Here is a 19,817-nt window from a genome sequence, read left to right on the forward strand (position 1 = left end):
GCTCGGTCACGGTACTCGCGGCGCCGTGGGTCGAGTCCGGTCCCTATACTCGACAAGGCATTACAGGTGGCCCGACGTGCGTTGCGGTCTTCCTGTGCGACCGTTTCGACGAATGAGGACCACCGCATGACGACGCAGATCAAGGACGTGGCCGTGATCGGCCTGGGCTACATCGGACTGCCGACGGCTGCCATCCTGGCGGAGAACGGCGTGCGCGTGCACGGCGTGGACGTCTCGGACCGCACGGTGGACGCCGTGAATGCGGGCACGGTGCCCTTCGTGGAGCCGGACCTGGCCGGGTTCGTCGCGCGCGGCGTCGAGAAGGGCCTGCTCAGCGCCTCGACGACGACGCCGGCGGCGGACGCCTACATCGTCGCCGTGCCGACCCCGTTCAAGGACGGGCACTCCCCGGACCTGGGCTACATCGAGGCCGCCGCCCGCGGCCTGGCCCCGCAGCTGACGGGTGACGAGCTCGTCATCCTCGAGTCCACCTCGCCCCCCGGCGCCACCGAGCACATGGCCGAGGTGATCTTCGCCGAGCGTCCTGAGCTGCGCGAGTCCGAGCTGGACTTCGCCCACTGCCCCGAGCGGGTGCTCCCGGGCCGTGTGATGGTCGAGCTCGTGACCAACGACCGGATCGTCGGCGGCTCGACCCGGCGCGCGGCCGAGCGGGCCCGCGACCTCTACCGCACGTTCTGCGAGGGCGAGATCCTGCTGACGGACACCCGCACCGCGGAGATGGCCAAGCTCGTGGAGAACTCCTTCCGCGACGTCAACATCGCCTTCGCCAACGAGCTGTCCGTGATCTGCGCCGAGCAGGGCATCGACGTGTGGGAGCTCATCGAGCTCGCCAACCACCATCCCCGCGTGAACATCCTGCAGCCGGGCCCCGGCGTGGGCGGCCACTGCATCGCCGTGGACCCGTGGTTCATCGTGGACGCCGCCCCGCAGACCGCCCGGCTGATCCGCGCGGCCCGGGAGATCAACGACGGCAAGCCCCAGTGGGTCATCGACCAGGTCAAGGCTGCGGCCTTCGACGTCCAGCAGGCCACCGGCCGCGCTCCGGTCGTCGCAGCCCTCGGCCTGGCCTTCAAGCCGAACATCGACGACCTGCGTGAATCCCCGGCCCTGAACATCGCGGCCGAGCTGGCGGGCCAGTTCTCCGGGTCCGACGTGCTCGTGGTCGAGCCGCACGTGACGGAGCTGCCGGCCGCGCTGCAGGGCAAGGACAACGTGCGCCTGGTCGCGGCCGACGAGGCCCTGGACGCCGCCGACATCGTGGTGCTGCTGGTGGACCACTCCGCCTTCGCCGACCTCGGCGACCGCGTGGCCGACAAGCGCGTGATCGACACGCGCGGCCAGTGGCGCGCAACGCCGGGGTCCTGATCCGTGGGTTCCGCCTCGGCCGTCCCGTGGCGGTCCAACCTCGGCGTGCTCGCGCAGACCGTGGCCGAGCACGCCGTGGACGACCCGATCCTGCTCACGCTGCAGGGCGCCCGGCGGCTGCCTGAACGTCTGAGGGGCACTGCCGCGCGAGGGCTGACGACGTTGGGGACAGCCGCAGGCGGGGTACCGGCCGCGGTGGGTTTTCACATGTTGGGGGCCGCCGAGGACGCTCAGGAACGACTGGCCGCCGCCGACGGGATCCGCTACGCGCCGGCGCGTGCGGACGTGCTCGTGCACCTGTCCGCGTTCGAGGACGCCGCCGCCGTCCTGGAGGCGGTCCCGCCGGCGTCCCGCGGCGCGGCCTGGCACGCTGCGGCCTCACGTCTGGCCCACCACACCGGTGACCTCGACGCCGCCGTGCGGCACGCCCGTGTCCATCGACGGAACCGGGCCCTGGCGCGCCGCATGGCGGGTGAACGCGAGGCGTTGACGGGCGACTGGCCGACCCTGCCGCGCGAAACCGGGTACACACCGCGCCCGGGGCGGGTGCTCCACGTGCTCACCAACTCCCTGCCCCACACCCGCTCCGGATACGCCCAGCGCAGCCACGCGATCCTTCGGGCCCAGGCCGAGGCAGGTCTGCAGGTCAGTGCCGTGACCCGCCCCGGCTACCCCGTGCAGGTGGGTGTGCCGTGGGCGCGTGCGGTGGACGTGGTGGACGGGATCGAGTACCACCGACTGACGCCGTCGCGCCTGGCCCAAGGCCAGGCCGCGCGGGTGCGTCAGCATGCCGCACTGCTGCTCGAGGTGGTCCGCGCCGAACGCCCGGCGCTGCTGCACACCACGACCCACTACGTGAACGCGATGGCTGTCCGCGCCGTGGCCGAGGCCTGCGGGATCCCCTGGGTGTATGAAGTCCGCGGTCGCCTCGCCGACACGTGGGCCGCGACCCGGGGACCCGCGGCGACAGCCTCCCCCCGGTACGCCGCCTTCACGGCCCGTGAGGCCCAGGCCGCCCGCGCTGCGGACGCGGTCGTCACCCTCGGGGAGGGCATGCGGCAGACGCTCGTCAGCGAGGGCGTCGATCCCGAGCGGATCGTGCTGGCCCCCAACGCGGTGGACGCCCGCTTCGAGGCGCCGCCGCCCTCTCGTGCGAAGGCCCGTCAGCACCTCGGCCTGGATCCGGACGGCCGGTACGTGGGCACAGTCTCCTCGATCGTGGACTACGAGGGGCTAGACCTGCTGGTGCGGGCTGTGGCCCGGCTGGCCCCGGAACACCCCCGCCTCCGTCTGCGCATCGTCGGAGACGGGGTCGCCCTGCCCGGCCTGCGCGTGCTCGCTCACCGCCTGGGGATCGCCGACATCTGTGAGTTCCCCGGGCGGGTGGCCCGCGAGGACGCAGTGTGGCACCATTCGGCCCTGGACGTGTTCTGCGTCCCGCGCCGGGACCTCCCCGTCACCCGCGCCGTCACGCCCATGAAGTCTGTGGAAGCCTCGGCGCTCGGCCGCCCCGTGGTGGCCTCCGATCTGCCCGCACTCGCGGAGCTGGTCGAGGATGGGGTCACCGGCGAGTTGTTCCGTGCCGAGGACCTGGACGCGTTCGTGGCGGCCCTCGGCCGTCTGCTCTCCAGGCCAGAGGAGGCCGAGCGACTCGGCCGAGCGGGACGGGACTGGGCGCTGGCCACTCGCACCTGGTCGAGCAACGTCACCCGCTACCGAGACCTGTACACAGCCCTGGGAGTCACCGATGCCTGAAAAGCCGTTGTCACGCCGGGTCGTCAGCGCCGGTGGCCGCATTCTGCGGGCCACCCGGCGACGCGTCGAACCCAATCTGAGCCCGGAGATGCGCCGTCGCCTGTCCCGCGCGGTTCGTGCGATGCCCGACCCCATGGCCGAGCGGGTCCGAGGTGCCGCCCGCATCACCCCGCGCTCCGCCGCCGTCGGAGGCCGAGGCCGAGGCCGCGGGCGTGGACGCGGACGTCCCGCGCTTGTCATGGATCCTCTCGATCTGCTGGTCGAGGTCCCCGCCGCCGGCGTGCAGATGGCCGGCCGTGCGGCCGCCGCTGTGCGGGACGACGCCGGTGCCGCCGCCCGCCTCGACAGGGCCCTGCACGGGTCCCACCCACCGGTCAGCCGGCCGGCCGGGGGCGGCCGCCGTGTGGCCGTGCTCGCCCGTCCGGAGATCGAGGAGGCCCTGATCGATGCCGGCCATGCCGTCGAGCCCCTCGTGCCCGGCACTGCACGCGCCGTGATGGCGCGTGTCGAGGTCGCGGTCCTGGATCTCGAGGGGTTCACCGGTGTGTGGGGCGGCGCCTTGGATGCCGAGGGCGTGGGTTTGGCCCGTGAGGTCATGACCGCCGTCGAGGAGGGTGCCCGTCGGGGTGTGACGACCTGGCTGGCGGCCGGCACCGGGCGACGCAGCCACCTGGGTGCTCCGGCCCTCTTGGCCCATCCCAACATCGAGGCGCTGGACGTGCTGAACCCCGCGCCGCCGATCCACTACACCCAGGACCCCACAGACGCCCCGCGCGGTGTGGCCGATGTGGTTCTTGGGGTCCTGCATGACGCCGAGCCCCACGTCCGCCCCCTTGCCCGAGAGACCCACGCATGAGCACCGACCACCTGACCGCCGTCTCCGAGACCACGGACCGCCCCCGCGTGCCGGTCGTCCTCTTGTACGGGGACGTGGACCTCAACGTCCTGGACGGATCCGCTGTCTGGCTGGGGTCCATGGCCGAGACGTGGGTGGCCGCCGGCGCCGAGGTCCACGTGCAGCTGAAGGCGCTCGAGCGCCGTGACGTCCTGACGTCGGACCTACGGGCTCTCGCGGGTGTGACGTTGCACGAGGCCGACCCGGAGCCGGGCACGGACCAGATGGACCGCCCCCGTGCCGTCGAGGTGCTGGAGGATCTCGCAGAGCGGCTTCACCCGGACATCGTCATGGTGCGCGGCATCCACCTGTGTGCGGAGGTCGCCCGCCGGGGTGCCTTCCCCGGTCGGCTCTGGTCCTACGTGACCGAGTTCGGCTACCCGTCCAGTGGCGCGGCCCCGGCGAAGCTGGACGTCATCCGCTCGATCGCCGCCGCCAGCCGCGTGATGCTCGCCCAGACCGAGGACGCCCGCGCCGTTCTGGAGGCTTACGTTCCCGAGGCCGCGGGCCGCACCCTCGTGCTCACCCCGATGATCCCGGACGCCCTCGTGGCCTCGGCCACCCAAGCACGGGCCCACGGTGAGGCAGCGGCGCACTCCGATGCGGGGCGTCCGCTGGAGCTGGTCTACACGGGCAAGTTCGCCCGGAACTGGCGCACCGACCTGATGCCCGCCCTCGTGTCGGCCCTCGCCGGGCACGGCGTCCCGGCGCGCCTGACGATGGTGGGTGACAAGGTCCATAGGGAGAAGACGGACCCCACGTTCTTCGGCCGCATGACGGAGCTGATGCAGACCCCGGACCCGGCGGTGACCTGGACCGGTGGCGTTCCCCGCAGTGCAGCCCTCGACCATACCGCCCGGGCGGACATGGCCCTGAGCTGGAGGTCGCCTGCCCTGGACGTGAGCCTCGAGTTGTCCACCAAGGTCCTCGAGTCCTGCGCCCTCGGCGTGCCTCCGGTCCTCAACCGGACCGCGGCGCACGAACGGCTGCTCGGGGTGGACTGGCCCCTGTTCGTGGAGCCGCACACGGACTCCGTCGAAGGCGTCGCGCAGCTGTTGGCCACGGCCCGCCCGCATCTGGGGGCGCTGGCCGAGCGTGCCGTGGCGGCCGCGGCCCCGTATCGGGTCTCCGCCCGGGCCGACGTGCTGCGTGGGTATGTGGAGCGGGTGGTGCCCGGATTCTCCCCGCAGGCTCTGCCGGCGCTGCGGTCTGCCGAGACGACAGACAGGAACCCTGCCTCCCCGGGCCGTCCGCTGCGGGTCGTGGTGGCCGGCCACGACCTGAAGTTCGCGGGCGAGCTGCTGGACATGCTGCGCACCCATCCCGGGGTCGAACTGCGGATCGATAGGTGGGCGGGCCTGCACCGGCACGATGCGTCCGTCTCCCGCGAGCACGCTGAGTGGGCGGACGTGGTGCTGTGCGAATGGGCGGGGCCCAATGCGGTGTGGTACGCCCGCCACAAGCGCCCCGGTCAGAAGCTCGTCGTCCGACTCCACATGTTCGAGCTGCGCGGTGCGTGGCTGAGTGACCTCGACCTGGATGCGGTGGACACACTCATCACCGTCTCGGACCATTACCGGGATCTCACGGTGGAGGCACTCGGTGCGGACCCGGGGCGCGTGCGGGTCATCCCCAACGCAGTGTCCGTGGCGGACCTGGCCCGGGAACCCGTGGCAGGCGCCGAGTTCCGCCTGGGGCTGGTCGGCATCGTTCCGCTGCGCAAGCGCCTGGATCGCGCCCTGGACCTGCTGCGCGTGCTGCGCGCCGCAGACGACCGGTTCACCCTGCACGTGCGTGGTCGCATGCCGTGGGAGTACCGCCACGAGTGGCAGGATCCCCTCCAGCGGGAGGGGTACCTGGATCTCTTCGCGAAGTTGGGCGGGGATCCGCTGCACCGGGCGGTGGCGTTCGAACCGTTCGGCGCGGACATGGGCACGTGGTTGCGGCGCATGGGATGGGTGCTCTCACCCAGCTCGGTGGAGAGCTTCCACCTCGCGCCCGCCGAGGGGATGGCGGCCGGATCGCTCCCGGTGATCTGGGACCGCCCGGGTGCGGACGGCGTCTTCGGCGCCGACCTCGTCCACGCGGACACTGAGGCCGCCGCCCGCTGGATCCTGGAGCTCACACAGGACGAGGCACGACGGCAGGAGTGGTCCGCGCGCATGCGGGAACGCGTGCTCGCGTTCGACGAGCGCACCGTGGCCCGCGCCTGGGCGGAGGCCCTGGGCCTGGACTGAGGGTCAGGGCCGGCGCGGGGCGCGCGTGCCGAGCACGACGTCGGCCAGGGCGGGCAGGACGAGCTCGGCGGCGTAGGTCCGTGCCACGAACTCCCGGGCCCGGGCGGCGGCATCCGCCCAGGCCTCGGGGTCGGCGGTGGCCGCCCGCACGGAGGCGGCCAGCGCCGCCGTGTCCGGGGCGAGCCAGTCGGCCGGGTAGAGCACGTCTGCGCCGGCCCACGCCAGTGAGCGCGGCAGCCGGCCGTGGGCGGCGCCGTCGGGCAGGGTGAAGTGGAAGGACTCGAAGGCCGAGGTGGAGAGCACGGTGCCCACCGAGGCGTACCAGGCGGACATGTCCGGGCCGTGCGGGTCCCAGGTGACCGCGCCGGTCAGCGCCGGGTCCTGGGTCAGCCGCCGCCGCTGGGCGGCGAAGTACGCCTGCGCCGCGGGACGACTGCGGACCCAGGCGACCTCTTCGGGCCTGTGCCCGCGGATGCGCAGCCGGAACCGCCGGTCCTCGGCCCGCAGCAGGGCGAGCACGTCCAGGGCCCGGTCCAGTCCCTTGCGTTCGGGCAGCACGCCCACCAGGCCCAGGGTGAAGCGCTGTGCCGGGTCTGCGGGGTGCGCGGAGGCCCAGTCCGGGCCCGGGAGTTGGACCGCGTTCGGGATCCACCGGGTACGGCCCGGGTCCAGGTGCGCATCGCGGATCACCTGCGCCCGCACATGCTCGGCTACGAACACCCAGGTGTCCACGGCCTCCTGGCGCACCCGTTCGGGGAACTCCGTGGCGGCCTCCTGCAGGTGTGTGCGTGCCGTCAGGCGGACCCCCGGGGGCAGCCGGCGCGAATACCACACCAGATTCCCCAGGGACCACTCACAGTGCACGACATCCGCCCATGCCGCCAGCGACCGGCTCGCCTCGGCGTCGTGGCGGGCATGTCCGGTCCAGGAATCGACCCGGACCTCGTGGCCGCGGGCCCGCAGCTCGGTGATCAGCCCGTCCGCGAACTTGAGGTCATGGCCGGCGACGACGACGCGCCGCGGCTCCCGAACCACGTGCACGGTGGGGCGTGGCGGGTCCTCCCGCCAGGCGCCCGGCCCTGAGCCCTGCCGGTGGCTGCGCGTCAGCTCCAGACGGGCTGCCCGACCACGGCCGGCAACATCGGCCACGGTGGCCGCGGCGTCCTCGGGGCCCACGACCGCGCGGCCAGCCGCGGCAGCCGCGCGGGACAGGGCCGGGTCGCAGTGTTGTGGGTCGGGCACCAGGACCGCGTCCACGAGGTTCAGGGCGGCCTGCACCCGGCCAGCTTCGGGGGAGCCCCCCGCCGTCAGGGACCCCGTGGTGACCAGCACTCCGGGGAGCCGGCGGCCTGCGGTGCGGCGCAGCGCACGAATGAGGGCGTGCTGGCGGCCGGGTGCGGCGAGCGCCACGGAGTGGGGGGACGACCCGCTCGGCAGGCGGGTCCGCGAAGCCACCATCGCGGCCGCGTCCTCAAGCGGCCAGGATCCCGCCGCCACGTCGTCCACCGGCACCAGGAGCACGCCCGGGGCGTCCGCCCGCCGGGGGCCGAGCGGGTTCCAGGCGTCCAGGCCGGGGCGGGGGCGGCCCGTCAGCGCCCGCACCAGGACGGCGGGGGCCGGCAGCGGCACGCTCCCCCCGGGTGGTGCTTCCGGAACTGTCCCATGCCCGGCGGCAGCCCACACGACCGCCGGAAGGGTGAGGCCCCCGACGGCGCCGCGTGCCCAGCGCGCCACGTGCCGACCCGCGGCCCCGGCGCGCTGCGCTGCGCGGCGACCGAGGACGTCGGCCCGGGCCCTCCAGCGGCGGGCGCCAGGCCCGAGACGGGTCACCGCGCGGCCGAACGGGGTCACAGCTGCGTCGTGCCCGTCGGAGCGGTGCCACCGGCCCAGGCGACCCGGCACCGCACCAATTCTGCCTGTTTCTCGGCGAGCAGCTCGCGGCCCTCGTCCTCGCGGCCGTCGGACATCCGACGCGTGTACCGCTTGTAGGTCCTGGCGACCCGGCCGGGGTCTCCGTCCATCGTGAGCACGCCCCGCTCGAGCCAGATGGCCCGGGAGCACATTTCCTGGATCGTGCTGAGGGAGTGGCTCACCAGGAACACACAGCCGGCCTGCTGCCGCAGCTCGTCGAGCCGGGCACGCGTGCGAGCCCGGAACTGCGCATCACCCGTGTTCAGGGCCTCATCGATCACCAGGATGTCGGGGTCCACGGACGTGGCGATGGCGAATTGGAGACGGGAGGCCATGCCCGAGGAATAAGCCTTCAAGGGCATCTGGAGGGCCCTGTCGTCCAGTCCGGAGAGGGCGGCGACGGCGTCTCGCTTCTCCCGGGCCTGTCGCCGGCTCATGCCCATGGCGAGGCAGCCGAGCATGATGTTGTCCTCCCCGGACACCTGCCGCACCAGGGCGGCGTTGACGCCGAGCATCACGGGCGTGCTCGTGGCGTACACCCGGCCGGTGGTGGGCTGCAGCTGACCGGTGACCAGCTTCATCAGCGTGGACTTGCCGGAGCCGTTTGTGCCGATCACGCCGACTGACTCGCCTCGCTCCACGGCGAAGGACAACGGCTTGAGCGCCTCCACCACCGTGGTCTTCACACCGCTGCCGGTGCGTCGACCACCCTGGACGGCGTCGGCCGAGCGGACGGTGTAGGTCATGGATGCCTCGTCCACCACCACGGCGGGATCCGCCACCTCGACAGTGCCCACGTTGTCAGGATGCCCGGTCATCGTTCGTCTCCATAGGACTCCTCGGCGTCCCAGAACACCACCGTGCCCACCACCAGGAGGAGGGCGGTCCAGGCGAGGAGGACGATCCACCGCATCGGGTCGGCATTGACGCCGTAGAGCAGCGACTGGCGGGCGATGTCCAGCACGCAGTACATCGGGTTCAGGTGCATGGCGGTCACCAGCGCCGGCACGTGTTCGAACCGCTGCACACTGAAGAACACGGCGGAGAGGTACAGCCAGATGCGGGTGCCGAAGGTGATCAGGTTGGCCACGTCAGCCCACCGGGCCACGACGCGGGCCAGCAGCAGGGAGAGCCCCAGATTGAACAGGGTCTGCAGAGCGAGCAACGGCACGAGCAGCAGCCACCGCCAGGTGATGTGCTCGAACGGGGGGATGACCAGGACGAGGACGATCATCACGGCCAGGGTCGGCAAGAAGAGCAGCAGCTCGCGCAGGTTGGAAGCGATCGGCAGCGTGGCTCGGGGGAAGCGGAATGCCCGCACGATGGACAGGTTCGAGGAGATGGACCGTGATCCGTTGGCGATCGCCTGGGACGTGTACCGGAAGAGGAACACGCCGACGATCAGGTAGGCGATGAAGTTCTCGATGCCCCGGCCGGTCTGCAGCAGGACCCCGAAGACCAGGAAATAGGCGGCCCCGTCCAGGATGGGGTTCAGGATCATCCAGATGCGGCCGAGGGCGTTCGTGGACGCGGCGCCGGCGATGCGCGAGCGCGAGTCGAACACGATGAAGGACCGGTAGCTCCACAGCGAGGCAATGTAGCGTCCCAGTCCCGGCCGAGCGCCCACGCGCCCCAGATCGGAACCGTCCACGTGCAGGGTCGCCGCGGCATGTGCCCCGCGCTGCTCGGCCTCGATGGAGTCGGCCATGCGGATCCACCCTCTCTCCATGGGTCAGGGGAACGTCGGCGGCCGGGTTGGTCGCGCCCCGGGAGTCTAGCAAGCCGACCGGGCGGGGGCGGCGGGCTCGGCGCGAGTGGGCTGTGCGCCTGCGCTCTGCGTAAAGTGAAGAGGAGCCGGGGTCGACGCCCGGCCGGAGCCGCGCCCCGGTTCGGACGCGGACCAGGATGCCGAGAATCCAGGAGAGCCCGTGCCCAAGGTCATGCCCATCTACGGAACCCGCCCGGAGGCCATCAAGGTGGCCCCCATCGTCAAGGCGTTGCAGGCCGACGAGCGGTTCGAGTGCGTGGTGACCGTCACGGGGCAGCACCGCGAGATGCTGGACCAGGTCAACGAGCTGTTCGGCATCGTCCCGGACCACGACCTGAACATCATCCAGCCCCGCCAGACCCTCAACGGCGTGTTCGCCCGCACCCTCGACGGGCTCGACGCCGTCCTCGAGCAGGAGCGGCCGGACGCCGTCGTCGTCCAGGGCGACACCACGACCTCGACGGCGGGCGCGGTCGCCGCCTTCAACCGCGGCATCCCCGTGGTCCACGCCGAGGCGGGCCTGCGCAGCTTCGACATCCTCTCCCCGTTCCCGGAGGAGGCCAACCGCAAGATCACCAGCCAGATCTCGGCGCTGCACCTGCCCCCGACCACCGTGAGCCGGGACAACCTGCTGCGTGAGGCCGTGGCCGCGGAGGACGTCTACGTCACGGGCAACACCGTGATCGACGCGCTGCTGGAGGCCGTCAGCCACCAGGTGCCGTTCGAGGACGAGCGTCTGGCCGAGCTGGAGACGTCCGGGCGTCGCGTCGTCCTGGTGACGACCCACCGGCGCGAGAACCAGGGCGACGCGATGCGCGGCGTCGGGCGCGCCCTGGCTCGCCTGGCCGCGGACCACCCGGAGGTCACCTTCGTGCTGCCGGCGCATCGCAACCCGGTGGTGCGCGAGGCGATTCTGCCGGAGATCGAGGGCCGCGAGAACGTGCTCGTGACCGAGCCCCTGGCCTACGGTGAATTCACCCACCTGCTGTCCGTGGCCACTGTCGTGCTGACGGACTCCGGCGGCGTCCAGGAGGAGGCCCCGTCCCTGGGCAAGCCCGTCCTCGTGATGCGCGAGAACACCGAGCGTCCCGAGGCCGTGACCGCCGGCACCGTGCGTCTGATCGGCACGGACGAGGAGGTCGTGGTCACCGAGGTCACCCGCCTGCTGACGGATGAGGCCGCGTACACCGCGATGTCCCAGGCCGTGAACCCCTACGGCGACGGCCGCGCGGCGGAGCGCACGGTCTCGGCGATCGCCGAGCTGCTCGGCGTGGGCGAGCGGCTGCCGGCCTTCGACGGGGGGGATCCGGCGTGACCGAGTTCCTCCTCGCCGTCCCGCGTCGGCCCCGCCGGGGTCTCACCCTCGACCTCACCCGGAGCCGCCTGCGCGCCGTCGCTGACGGTTACGCACCGTTCGTGGGCCCGGCCTACGACCAGGAGCCTGTGATCGTGGAGCCCTCCGTCACGACCGTCGCCCTCGTGTTCCAGCGCACTGGTGGCCCCGCGCTTGCCGCTGCCGAGGCGGACCGGTGGGCCGTCACCGGCGGCCATCCCGTGTGGGATGAGCTGATCCGGAATGTCCGCCGGGTCGGCTCCCGTCTCGGGTACGACCGCCCTGTATGGGGTCAGTACGCGGCCGTGATGGTGGAACGCCACGTGGACCGGGTGACCGCGTGGGCCACCGTGCCCGCTTTCGACGGTCTCTACTGGGCACAGGACTCGGAGCACGTGTACGTCTCCAACCGGCCGTTGCTGCCGGCCCTGGCGCTGGCCGGTGGCCGCCGGGCGGGGGTGCGGCGCGACGAGCGATACCTCGCCCACTACCTCTATTCCGGGTACAGCCTCGAGGAGGTCAGTCCGTTCGCGGGGGTGAGCCGCCTGCCCGTCGATCGGTCGTTGGAGATCGTCCAAGGCCGGGCCCGGCTGGGTGACGTCCCGCCGGGGCTCCGATCGACGCTGACCGAGGACCATACGCCGGAGGAGGGTGCCGAGGCGGCGGCCGAAGCGATGCTGGGGGCGATGGATCGGGTGGAGGCCGTACTCGACGGTCGGCCGGTGCAGCTGCGGCTGTCCGGAGGCAAGGACTCTCGCACCCTGTTGGCGCTGCTCAAGGGCAGAGACATGGAGGTTCATGCCGTCACCTTCGGCGAGGAGCACGAGCCGGATCCGCTCGTAGCTCGCATGATGACGGACCGATTGGGGATGCCACTGACGGTCACCCAGCCCACCCCCATTGACGCGACCGGCGAACGGGAGCGGATTCTGACCACCCTGTTCCAGGCGGGTGGCCAACCACTGTCAGAGGCCCACACCACCCGCTATGTGGGATCGAACCCGCGCACCCCGGGGGAGGGCATCATGTTGGGGCAGTGGCCGCTCCTCAAGGGCGGCATGGCCCAAAGGCTTCGCTACACCACGGCCGATGCCCTGCGCCGGGTGCGCGCGCGGTCCAACCCCGACCTGCTTGTGGAGTCGCGCAGACGACCTCTCGAGGAGGCGTTGACGCGCTGGTTCCACGAGGTGCCGGCCCAGGACCGGGCAGAGAAGTTGTATCTCTACGCCCGGCAGTTCCGCTCAGGAACGTACCTGCACGCCCACATCGCCCACTACGGCCGGGACGCGACGATCGCTTACCCGCTCGGTGACGCCGAGGTGACAGCCGTGGCTGACGCGCTGACCATGGGGGAAAAGGTGTCCCACCGAGCTCTCTTCGGTGCTCTGGCGCGGATCTGGCCTGAGGTGATGGCCGTGCCGCTGGGCAACAATTCCTGGGGCTTCGAGCAGAAGGGCCCGGATCCCGCATGGTCGGGACCCTTCTACGCCGAGCGGACCGCTCCGCTGCCGGATCGCGAGCCGGCCCCACGGACCGGACCGGCACGAATTGGTGAGTACTCATCCCGCACTCTGGTGGAGCTCAGCCGGATCCTTGCAGAGAGCCCGAACCAGGAGGTCCTGCAGGATCACCTGCCAGAACCATTGCTCTTCGCAGTGGCTGCCACGGCCCTTTCGGGATCCGTCTCCCTGCCGGACGGCATGGATCGGCGGCGCTTTGCCAAGAACGTGTGGCGTGTGACTGTGGCTGACCTCTGGTATGGCTGGGACTGGATGCCGGCCTGACCCGTCCACGCCACGAGGCCGCCGTCCCCGCGGGGACGGCGGCCTCGTGCCTGCCCCCGACTTCACCCGTCCTCGCGCGGGGTCACCCGGGCGTCCTCCGGGCGGACCAGCGGCAGGGACCCGGTGCGGGGCCCACCGGGCACGATCGGCAGATTGGTCTCCGGGGCGCGCCACCACGCGAGCGCGCCGAGCAGGATGACGCCGCCGGTGAGCGCGAACGCCCATCCGTAGCCGGCAGTGTCCACCACGAGCCCGGCCAGCAGCGGGCCGGAGATGGCGCCCAGGTCGGCGGACATCTGGGCGGTGGACATCACGGCGCCCGCGCGCCGCCCCTGGCCGACGACGTCGCCGATGGCCGCCTGCTGCGGGGCGTTCAGGGTGCCCGTGCCCGCGCCGGCCAGCAGGCATGCGAGCAGGAAGAGCACGGGCGAGCTCATCCAGCCGATCACCCCGGTGGTGACGGCCATGACGAGCAGGCCCGTCAGGATCAGCGGCCGGCGCCCGTGCACGTCGGACAGCCGCGAGCTGAACGTCACGGCCGTGACGTTGCCGAGTGCGAACACGGACAGGGCCAGGCCCGCCATGAGCGCGCCGTCCACCTCCCAGCCCAGCAGCGCCGTGCCGGCGAACGCGCTCGCCGCGAACAGGGGCATCACCGAGTTGCGCACACCGAACGTCGCCCAGCCGTTGGCGAAGAAGGAGACCAGCGCGGCCCGGTAGGACGGGTTGGCCAGGGCCTCCCGGATCGGCATGGCGGGGCGGACGTCGCGGACGGCGCGGTCCGCGAGCCGGGTGTCCTTGAGCAGGAAGAACACGAGGGCCGCCGCCACCACCAGGGAGCTGCCGTAGATGAGGAACGGGGCCCGGTACCCGAATACGGCCAGGGCGGAGCCCACGATCGGCCCCACGATGTTGCCGATCAGAAAGGCGGACGCGTAGGCGCCCGAGATCCTGCCGCGCATCGTGGGCGGGGACTTCCGGGCCAGGAACGCCATCGCGGACACGGTGAACAGGGTGGAGCCGATGCCGCCGATCGCGCGGAAGAGGATCAGCTGCGGGAAGGTCTGCGCGAAGGCGATCAGGAACATGGACGCGGCCACGATCAGCACGCCCGTCATGTACACGGGCGTCTCGCCGAGCCGGTTCGTCAGCTTGCCGGAGACCGGGGCGAACAGGAGGCGGGTCAGCCCGAACACGGACACGACGGCGGCCACCCCGACGGCGGACGCGTCGAACGTCGCCGCGTACTGCGGCAGCAGCGGGGCGATGATGCCGAAGCCGATCGCGATGATGAACGCGGCGGCGACGAGGACCTTGATCTCACGGGGCAGGGGGACCCGCGAGGAGCGGGCGGACGACGACGGCATGACCGCCATCCTCGCACGGTGCCGGGTGTGCAGCCCGGGGCGGGCGACGGCCCGTGTGACAGACTGGGTCCGTGGAAATCGTGCTCATAGTCTCAGTCGTGGCCGCCCTGCTGCTGGGCGGCGTGCTCGTCGGCCTGCTGGACCGGCGCCCCGCCCCGCCGAAGGGCTCGTACCAGGGAGTGCGGGACGCGGACGACCCGCGCCCGAGCCCGCGGCACGCGGCCCCGTCGGGCTCCACCGCCGTCCTGGAACGCCCCGAGGTCGACGAGGCGCCGCCCGTCGTCGCCGAGCCGGAGCCCGCCGTCGTCGAGGAGGTGGAGACCGCCCCGGCGAAGCCCGAGTACGAGCGGCCCGAGGCCGCCGGCTCGCGCCTGGCCCGCCTGCGGGCCCGCCTGCTCAAGTCCAACAACGTCTTCGGCAAGGGCCTGCTGGCGCTGCTGTCCCAGGACCGCATCGACGACGACGTGTGGGACGAGATCGAGGAGACGCTGCTGATGGCGGACCTCGGCACCGAGCCCACCCTGGAGCTCGTCGACCGCCTCAAGGCCCGTGTCACGGTCGAGGGCACGCGTGACCCGGAGCAGGTGCGCACCCTGCTGCGTGAGGAGCTCGTGGCCATGGTGGACCCCTCGATGGATCGCCGTCTCGCCGCGACCCGCAGGGGCGACCGCCCCGCCGTGACCATGGTCGTGGGCGTCAACGGCGTCGGCAAGACCACCACCGTGGGCAAGCTCGCCCGTGTGCTCGTGGCGGAGGACCGCACCGTCGTGCTCGGCGCCGCGGACACCTTCCGCGCCGCCGCCGCCGAGCAGCTCGCGACGTGGGGTGCCCGCGTGGGCGTGGAGACCGTCCGCTCCGAGAAGGAGGGCGCCGACCCGGCGTCTGTCGCCTTCGAGGCCGTGGAGCACGGCATCGCCGAGGGCGTCGACGTCGTACTCGTGGACACCGCGGGCCGTCTGCAGAACAAGGCCAACCTCATGGACGAGCTCGGCAAGATCAAGCGCGTCATCGAGAAGCAGGCCGAGGTGGACGAGGTCCTGCTCGTCCTCGACGCCACCACCGGCCAGAACGGCCTGACCCAGGCGAAGGTGTTCGCCGAGGTCGTGGACGTCACCGGCATCGTGCTGACCAAGCTGGACGGCACCGCCAAGGGCGGCATCGTGATCGCCATCCAGCGCCAGCTCGGCGTGCCCGTCAAGCTGATCGGCCTCGGCGAGGGCCCCGATGACCTCGCACCGTTCACCGCCGAGGGCTTCGTGGACGCGCTGCTGGCCGACTGACGTCCCGCACCCGGTCCAGGGCCCCTCCCGACGACGTCGGGAGGGGCCCTGTTCTGTCACGGAGACGTCATCGACGTGTGGCGTGGCCCACTCCTCCGATATTGTCCCTCCATCGGCCCCGATCGGGGCCGGGCAGCGACGCCGCGGGACGGGCGTTCGCCCCCGGCTCGCGGCCCGGACCGAAGGAGACCCCCATGGAGGAGTCGAACGTCCTGGACGCAGGGACAGTGTGGATGGTGACGAGCGCGGCGATGGTCCTGCTCATGACACCCGGGCTGGCCATCTTCTACGGCGGCATGACCCGCGCGAAGTCCTCGCTCAACATGATCATGATGTCCTTCGTCTCGATGGGCCTCGTCGGCGTCGTCTGGGTCCTGTGGGTCCACGGCATGACCGGCGGCGACGGGTGGGCCGGGGTGGTGGGCAACCCCGCCGGTGACCTCGGGCTGACCGGCACGATGGCCGAGGGCGGGCTCGTCGCCGCGGCCTACGGCGCCACCTTCGCGATCATCGCGGTCGCCCTCATCTCCGGCGCGGTGGCCGACCGGTTCAAGTTCGTCACGTGGTGCGTCTTCGTGCCCGTCTGGACCACCGTCGTCTACGCGCCGCTGGCCTACATGGTGTGGGGCGGCGGGCTCCTCTCCGCGGACGGCGCCATCGGCGCCCGCCTGGGGGAGGCCCTCGACTTCGCCGGCGGGCTCGTGGTGCACATCAGCGCCGGCGTGGCCGCCCTCGTGCTCGCGCTGCTGCTGGGCAAGCGCCACGGCTTCGGCGTGGACCCCGGCCACCGGCCGCACAACGTCCCGTTCACCATGCTCGGCGCGGCCCTGCTCTGGTTCGGCTGGTTCGGGTTCAACGGGGGCGCGGCGGGCGGTGTCGACGAGCTCGGACTGATCTGGGTGGACACCCTCGCCGCCGGCGCCGCCGGCATGCTCGGCTGGGTGTTCGTGGAGTGGCTGCGCCGCGGCCGGCCGACCTCGATCGGCACCGCGTCCGGGATCGTCTCGGGACTGGTCGCCATCACGCCCGCGTGCGCCTATGTGAGCCCCCTGGGGGCCGTGGTGATCGGCCTGGTCTCCGGTGCGGCCAGCGCGCTCGCGGTCAACCTCAAGTACCGCCTCGGCTTCGACGATTCGCTCGACGTCGTCGGTGTGCACCTCACCGCCGGCATCCTGGGCACCGTGCTGATCGGCTTCTTCGCCCTGCCGGACGAGGGCCGGGCGGGCCTGTTCTACGGCGGAGACGCCGGTCTCCTGGTGGCCCAGACGGTGGCCGTGCTCGTCGCCGTGGTCTTCACCGCCGTGGTGACCACCGCCATCGCCCTGGTCCTGCGCGGGACCATGGGCCTGCGGGTGAGCAAGGAGGACGAGGAGCGGGGCGTCGATCTGACCCTGCACGACGAGTCGGCCTACGACGTCGGCTTCGGCGGGGTGCCCGTCCCCGCCGAGGCGCGGTGAGCCGCCGCGGACGGGTGAGGCCGGTCGGTTGCTAGGCTTGGCGGGCGCCGCGGTGGATGCCGCGGCGCCCGCGACCGACCGCGTCCGGATCAGTCGACCCCGCTTCGAAGGATCACACCCGCCGTGTTCAACTCCCTGTCCGACCGCCTCACAGCCACCTTCCGCAGCCTCAAGGGCAAGGGGCGGCTGAGCGAGGCGGACATCGACGCCACCGCACGCGAGATCCGCCGCGCCCTCCTGGACGCCGACGTCGCCGTGCCCGTGGTCCGCCAGTTCATCGCGCAGATCAAGGAGCGCGCCCTCGGAGCCGAGGTGGCCCAGGCCCTGAACCCGGGCCAGCAGGTCGTGAAGATCGTCAACGAGGAGCTCGTGGGCATCCTCGGCGGCGAGACCCGGCGCATCCAGCACGCCAAGACGGGCACCACCGTCATCATGCTCGTGGGCCTGCAGGGCGCCGGCAAGACGACCCTCGCCGGCAAGCTCGCCCACCTGCTCAAGTCCCAGGGCCACACCCCGCTGCTCGTGGCCTGCGACCTCCAGCGCCCGAACGCCGTGAAGCAGCTGCAGGTCGGCGGCGAGCGCGCCGGCGTCCCGGTCTACGCGCCGCACCCCGGCGTCTCCTCCGAGTTCGAGGCCGCCACCGGCGACCCGGTTCAGGTGGCCCGCGACGGCGTCGCCGAGGCCAACACGAAGTACCACGACGTGGTCATCATCGACACCGCGGGCCGCCTCGGTGTGGACGCCGAGCTCATGCAGCAGGCCGCGGACATCCGCGCCGCCGTGGACCCGGACGAGGTGCTCTTCGTCATCGACGCGATGATCGGCCAGGACGCCGTCGCCACGGCCCAGGCGTTCAACGAGGGCGTCGGCTTCACCGGCGTCGTGCTCACCAAGCTCGACGGCGACGCGCGCGGCGGCGCCGCGCTGTCCGTCCGCCACGTGACCGGCAAGCCGATCATGTTCGCCTCCACGGGTGAGGGCCTGAAGGACTTCGAGGTCTTCCACCCGGACCGCATGGCCTCGCGCATCCTCGACATGGGCGACGTGCTCTCCCTGATCGAGCAGGCCGAGCAGAACTGGGACCGCAGCGAGGCCGAGAAGATGGCCCGCAAGTTCGCGGACCAGGAGGACTTCACCCTCGACGACTTCCTCGCCCAGATGCAGCAGCTCAAGAAGATGGGCTCGCTGAAGAAGATGCTCATGATGATGCCGGGCGCCCAGGGCATGCGGCAGCAGCTCGAGCAGTTCGACGAGTCGTCGATCGGCCGCGTCGAGGCGATCATCCACTCGATGACCCCGCACGAGCGCGTGGCCCCCAAGATCATCAACGGCTCGCGCCGTGCCCGCATCGCCCGCGGCTCGGGCGTGAGCGTGTCCGAGGTCAACGGCCTGCTCGAGCGCTTCGCCGAGGCGCAGAAGATGATGAAGCGCATGGCCGCCGGCGGTGGCATCCCGGGCATGCCCGGGATGCCGGGCGGCGCCTCCCGCAAGACGAAGGGCAAGGGCAAGAACGCGAAGCGCGATCGCGTGAAGTCCGGCAACCCGGCCAAGGCCGCGGCCGAGCGCAAGGCGATCGAGGAGCGGCGCGCCCGCGCCGCCCAGGCGCAGGCCGGGGCGGTGTTCGGCCGCGACGGCGCGGGCATGGAGGGCTTCGACCCGTCCACCCTCAACCTGCCGGCGGGCTTCGAGAAGTACCTCAAGGACCGCTGAGCCGCCCGCTGCTCGGTCGCGGCGCGCCGGGTGTGCACCGGCCCGCCCGATCTGGCAGAATGGCACGGTACTGAGCGTGAGCCCGGACGACCCTCTATCCTCCGCTGCGCTCCGTTCCGTGTGCCAGGTCGTCGACGCCCGCTGCCCCCACGCGGCGTCGTGCCCCGGCCCCCCAGATCCACTGAAGGAGAACCACACTCGTGGCTGTCAAGATTCGTCTGAAGCGGTTCGGCAAGATCCGCGCCCCGTTCTACCGCGTCGTCGTCATGGACTCGCGCACCCGCCGCGATGGCCGTGCCATCGAGGAGATCGGCAAGTACCACCCCACCGAGGAGCCCTCGTTCATCGAGATCGACTCGGAGCGCGCCCAGTACTGGCTCTCCGTCGGCGCCCAGCCGACCGAGCAGGTCGCCGCGCTGCTGAAGGTCACCGGTGACTGGCAGAAGTTCAAGGGCGAGTCGGGCGCCGAGGGCACCCTGAAGTCCAAGTCCGAGAAGGAGGCCTTCGTGGCCCCCGAGAAGGGCTCGGTCATCCTGCCGGAGGAGCCGAAGCAGGAGGAGGCCCCGGCCGAGTCCGAGGAGGCCGCTGAGGCGCCGGCCGAGGACGCCGAGAAGTCCGAGTGACCATGCTGACCGAGGCCCTCGAGCACCTGGTGCGCGGCATCGTGGACACGCCCGAGGCGGTCCGCGTGGACGCCCGCTCCCAGCGGCGCGGCGACATGCTGGAGGTCCGCGTGGCCCCCGAGGACCTGGGTCGCGTGATCGGCCGCCAGGGTCGCACCGCCACCGCGCTGCGCACCGTGCTGGACGGCCTGGCCGGCCACCCCGTCCGCGTGGACGTGGTGGAGACCGACCGCCGCTCCTGACGGCCCGTGACGCACGGCCCGCCCGCCCCTCACCGGGCCGGCGGGCCGTCGTCGTCTGCGGCCCCGCCC

15 protein-coding genes are annotated in these 19,817 nt (G+C 72.1%); 11 read left to right on the plus strand and 4 right to left on the minus strand.

Going from position 1 to position 19,817, the window contains the following annotated elements; genetic code table 11:
- Nucleotides 1-126 precede the first annotated feature (126 nt).
- The 4 genes from wecC to CITRIK5_RS03155 all read left to right on the plus strand — a co-directional run bounded on the left by wecC (nt 127) and on the right by CITRIK5_RS03155 (nt 6,273).
- Complete coding sequence (gene wecC / locus CITRIK5_RS03140; RefSeq protein ID WP_036381206.1) at nt 127-1,386, plus strand: UDP-N-acetyl-D-mannosamine dehydrogenase; 1,260 nt, start codon at nt 127-129, stop codon at nt 1,384-1,386.
- Nucleotides 1,387-1,389: 3 nt separating this feature from the next.
- A complete protein-coding gene (locus tag CITRIK5_RS03145) occupies nt 1,390-3,141 on the plus strand; it encodes a glycosyltransferase family 4 protein (RefSeq protein ID WP_036381209.1) in 1,752 nt (583 codons plus the stop codon).
- A 238-nt stretch (nt 3,142-3,379) separates the two neighbouring features.
- Nucleotides 3,380-3,997 (plus strand): hypothetical protein, encoded by a 618-nt coding sequence (locus CITRIK5_RS03150; RefSeq protein WP_127435260.1) that lies wholly within the window; start codon nt 3,380-3,382, stop codon nt 3,995-3,997.
- Nucleotides 3,994-6,273, plus strand: coding sequence for a glycosyltransferase (locus tag CITRIK5_RS03155; RefSeq protein WP_134376887.1), 2,280 nt, complete (start codon nt 3,994-3,996; stop codon nt 6,271-6,273). The genes CITRIK5_RS03150 and CITRIK5_RS03155 overlap by 4 nt, the downstream gene beginning before the upstream one ends.
- A gap of 3 nt (nt 6,274-6,276) precedes the next feature.
- On the opposite strand, the gene CITRIK5_RS03160 is transcribed toward CITRIK5_RS03155, so the two are convergent.
- The 3 genes from CITRIK5_RS03160 to CITRIK5_RS03170 form a co-directional block, all read right to left on the minus strand.
- Nucleotides 6,277-7,902 carry a glycosyltransferase family 4 protein gene (locus CITRIK5_RS03160; RefSeq protein WP_135101948.1) on the minus strand — a complete coding sequence of 542 codons (1,626 nt, stop codon included), beginning with the start codon at nt 7,900-7,902 and terminating at the stop codon, nt 6,277-6,279.
- 218 nt (nt 7,903-8,120) lie between these two features.
- Entirely contained in the window at nt 8,121-9,002 is an 882-nt protein-coding gene (locus CITRIK5_RS03165; protein ID WP_134376881.1) for an ABC transporter ATP-binding protein, read from the minus strand.
- On the minus strand, nt 8,999-9,892 hold the full coding sequence (locus CITRIK5_RS03170) for an ABC transporter permease (protein WP_134376879.1): 894 nt from the start codon (nt 9,890-9,892) through the stop codon (nt 8,999-9,001). The genes CITRIK5_RS03165 and CITRIK5_RS03170 overlap by 4 nt, the downstream gene beginning before the upstream one ends.
- 220 nt (nt 9,893-10,112) lie before the next feature.
- Here CITRIK5_RS03170 and wecB point away from each other — a divergent pair, with 220 nt between their 5' ends.
- Together wecB and CITRIK5_RS03180 are read left to right on the plus strand one after the other, a co-directional pair.
- Nucleotides 10,113-11,267, plus strand: a complete 1,155-nt coding sequence (gene wecB / locus CITRIK5_RS03175; protein ID WP_134376877.1) for a non-hydrolyzing UDP-N-acetylglucosamine 2-epimerase — start codon at nt 10,113-10,115, stop codon at nt 11,265-11,267.
- Nucleotides 11,264-13,069, plus strand: coding sequence for a hypothetical protein (locus CITRIK5_RS03180; RefSeq protein WP_134376875.1), 1,806 nt, complete (start codon nt 11,264-11,266; stop codon nt 13,067-13,069). The genes wecB and CITRIK5_RS03180 overlap by 4 nt, the downstream gene beginning before the upstream one ends.
- Nucleotides 13,070-13,131: 62 nt before the next feature.
- Here CITRIK5_RS03180 and CITRIK5_RS03185 read toward each other — a convergent pair whose 3' ends face one another.
- Nucleotides 13,132-14,469 carry an MFS transporter gene (locus CITRIK5_RS03185; protein ID WP_255477349.1) on the minus strand — a complete coding sequence of 446 codons (1,338 nt, stop codon included), beginning with the start codon at nt 14,467-14,469 and terminating at the stop codon, nt 13,132-13,134.
- Between the two features lie 38 nt (nt 14,470-14,507).
- On the opposite strand from CITRIK5_RS03185, the gene ftsY reads away from it, so the two are divergent.
- The 5 genes from ftsY to CITRIK5_RS03210 all read left to right on the plus strand — a co-directional run bounded on the left by ftsY (nt 14,508) and on the right by CITRIK5_RS03210 (nt 19,748).
- Complete coding sequence (gene ftsY, locus CITRIK5_RS03190; RefSeq protein ID WP_182496698.1) at nt 14,508-15,716, plus strand: signal recognition particle-docking protein FtsY; 1,209 nt, start codon at nt 14,508-14,510, stop codon at nt 15,714-15,716.
- 194 nt (nt 15,717-15,910) lie between these two features.
- Complete coding sequence (locus CITRIK5_RS03195; protein WP_060973686.1) at nt 15,911-17,173, plus strand: ammonium transporter; 1,263 nt, start codon at nt 15,911-15,913, stop codon at nt 17,171-17,173.
- A 123-nt stretch (nt 17,174-17,296) separates the two neighbouring features.
- Nucleotides 17,297-18,883: a signal recognition particle protein gene (gene ffh, locus CITRIK5_RS03200; RefSeq protein WP_020628323.1), complete on the plus strand. Its 1,587-nt coding sequence runs from the start codon at nt 17,297-17,299 to the stop codon at nt 18,881-18,883.
- 200 nt (nt 18,884-19,083) lie between these two features.
- Nucleotides 19,084-19,506: a 30S ribosomal protein S16 gene (rpsP, locus tag CITRIK5_RS03205; protein ID WP_049146048.1), complete on the plus strand. Its 423-nt coding sequence runs from the start codon at nt 19,084-19,086 to the stop codon at nt 19,504-19,506.
- A 2-nt stretch (nt 19,507-19,508) separates the two neighbouring features.
- Nucleotides 19,509-19,748, plus strand: a complete 240-nt coding sequence (locus tag CITRIK5_RS03210; protein WP_029248213.1) for an RNA-binding protein — start codon at nt 19,509-19,511, stop codon at nt 19,746-19,748.
- Nucleotides 19,749-19,817 lie beyond the last annotated feature (69 nt).

The organism is Micrococcus sp. 116 (assembly GCF_902506395.1).
GTDB classification, from domain to species: domain Bacteria; phylum Actinomycetota; class Actinomycetes; order Actinomycetales; family Micrococcaceae; genus Micrococcus; species Micrococcus luteus.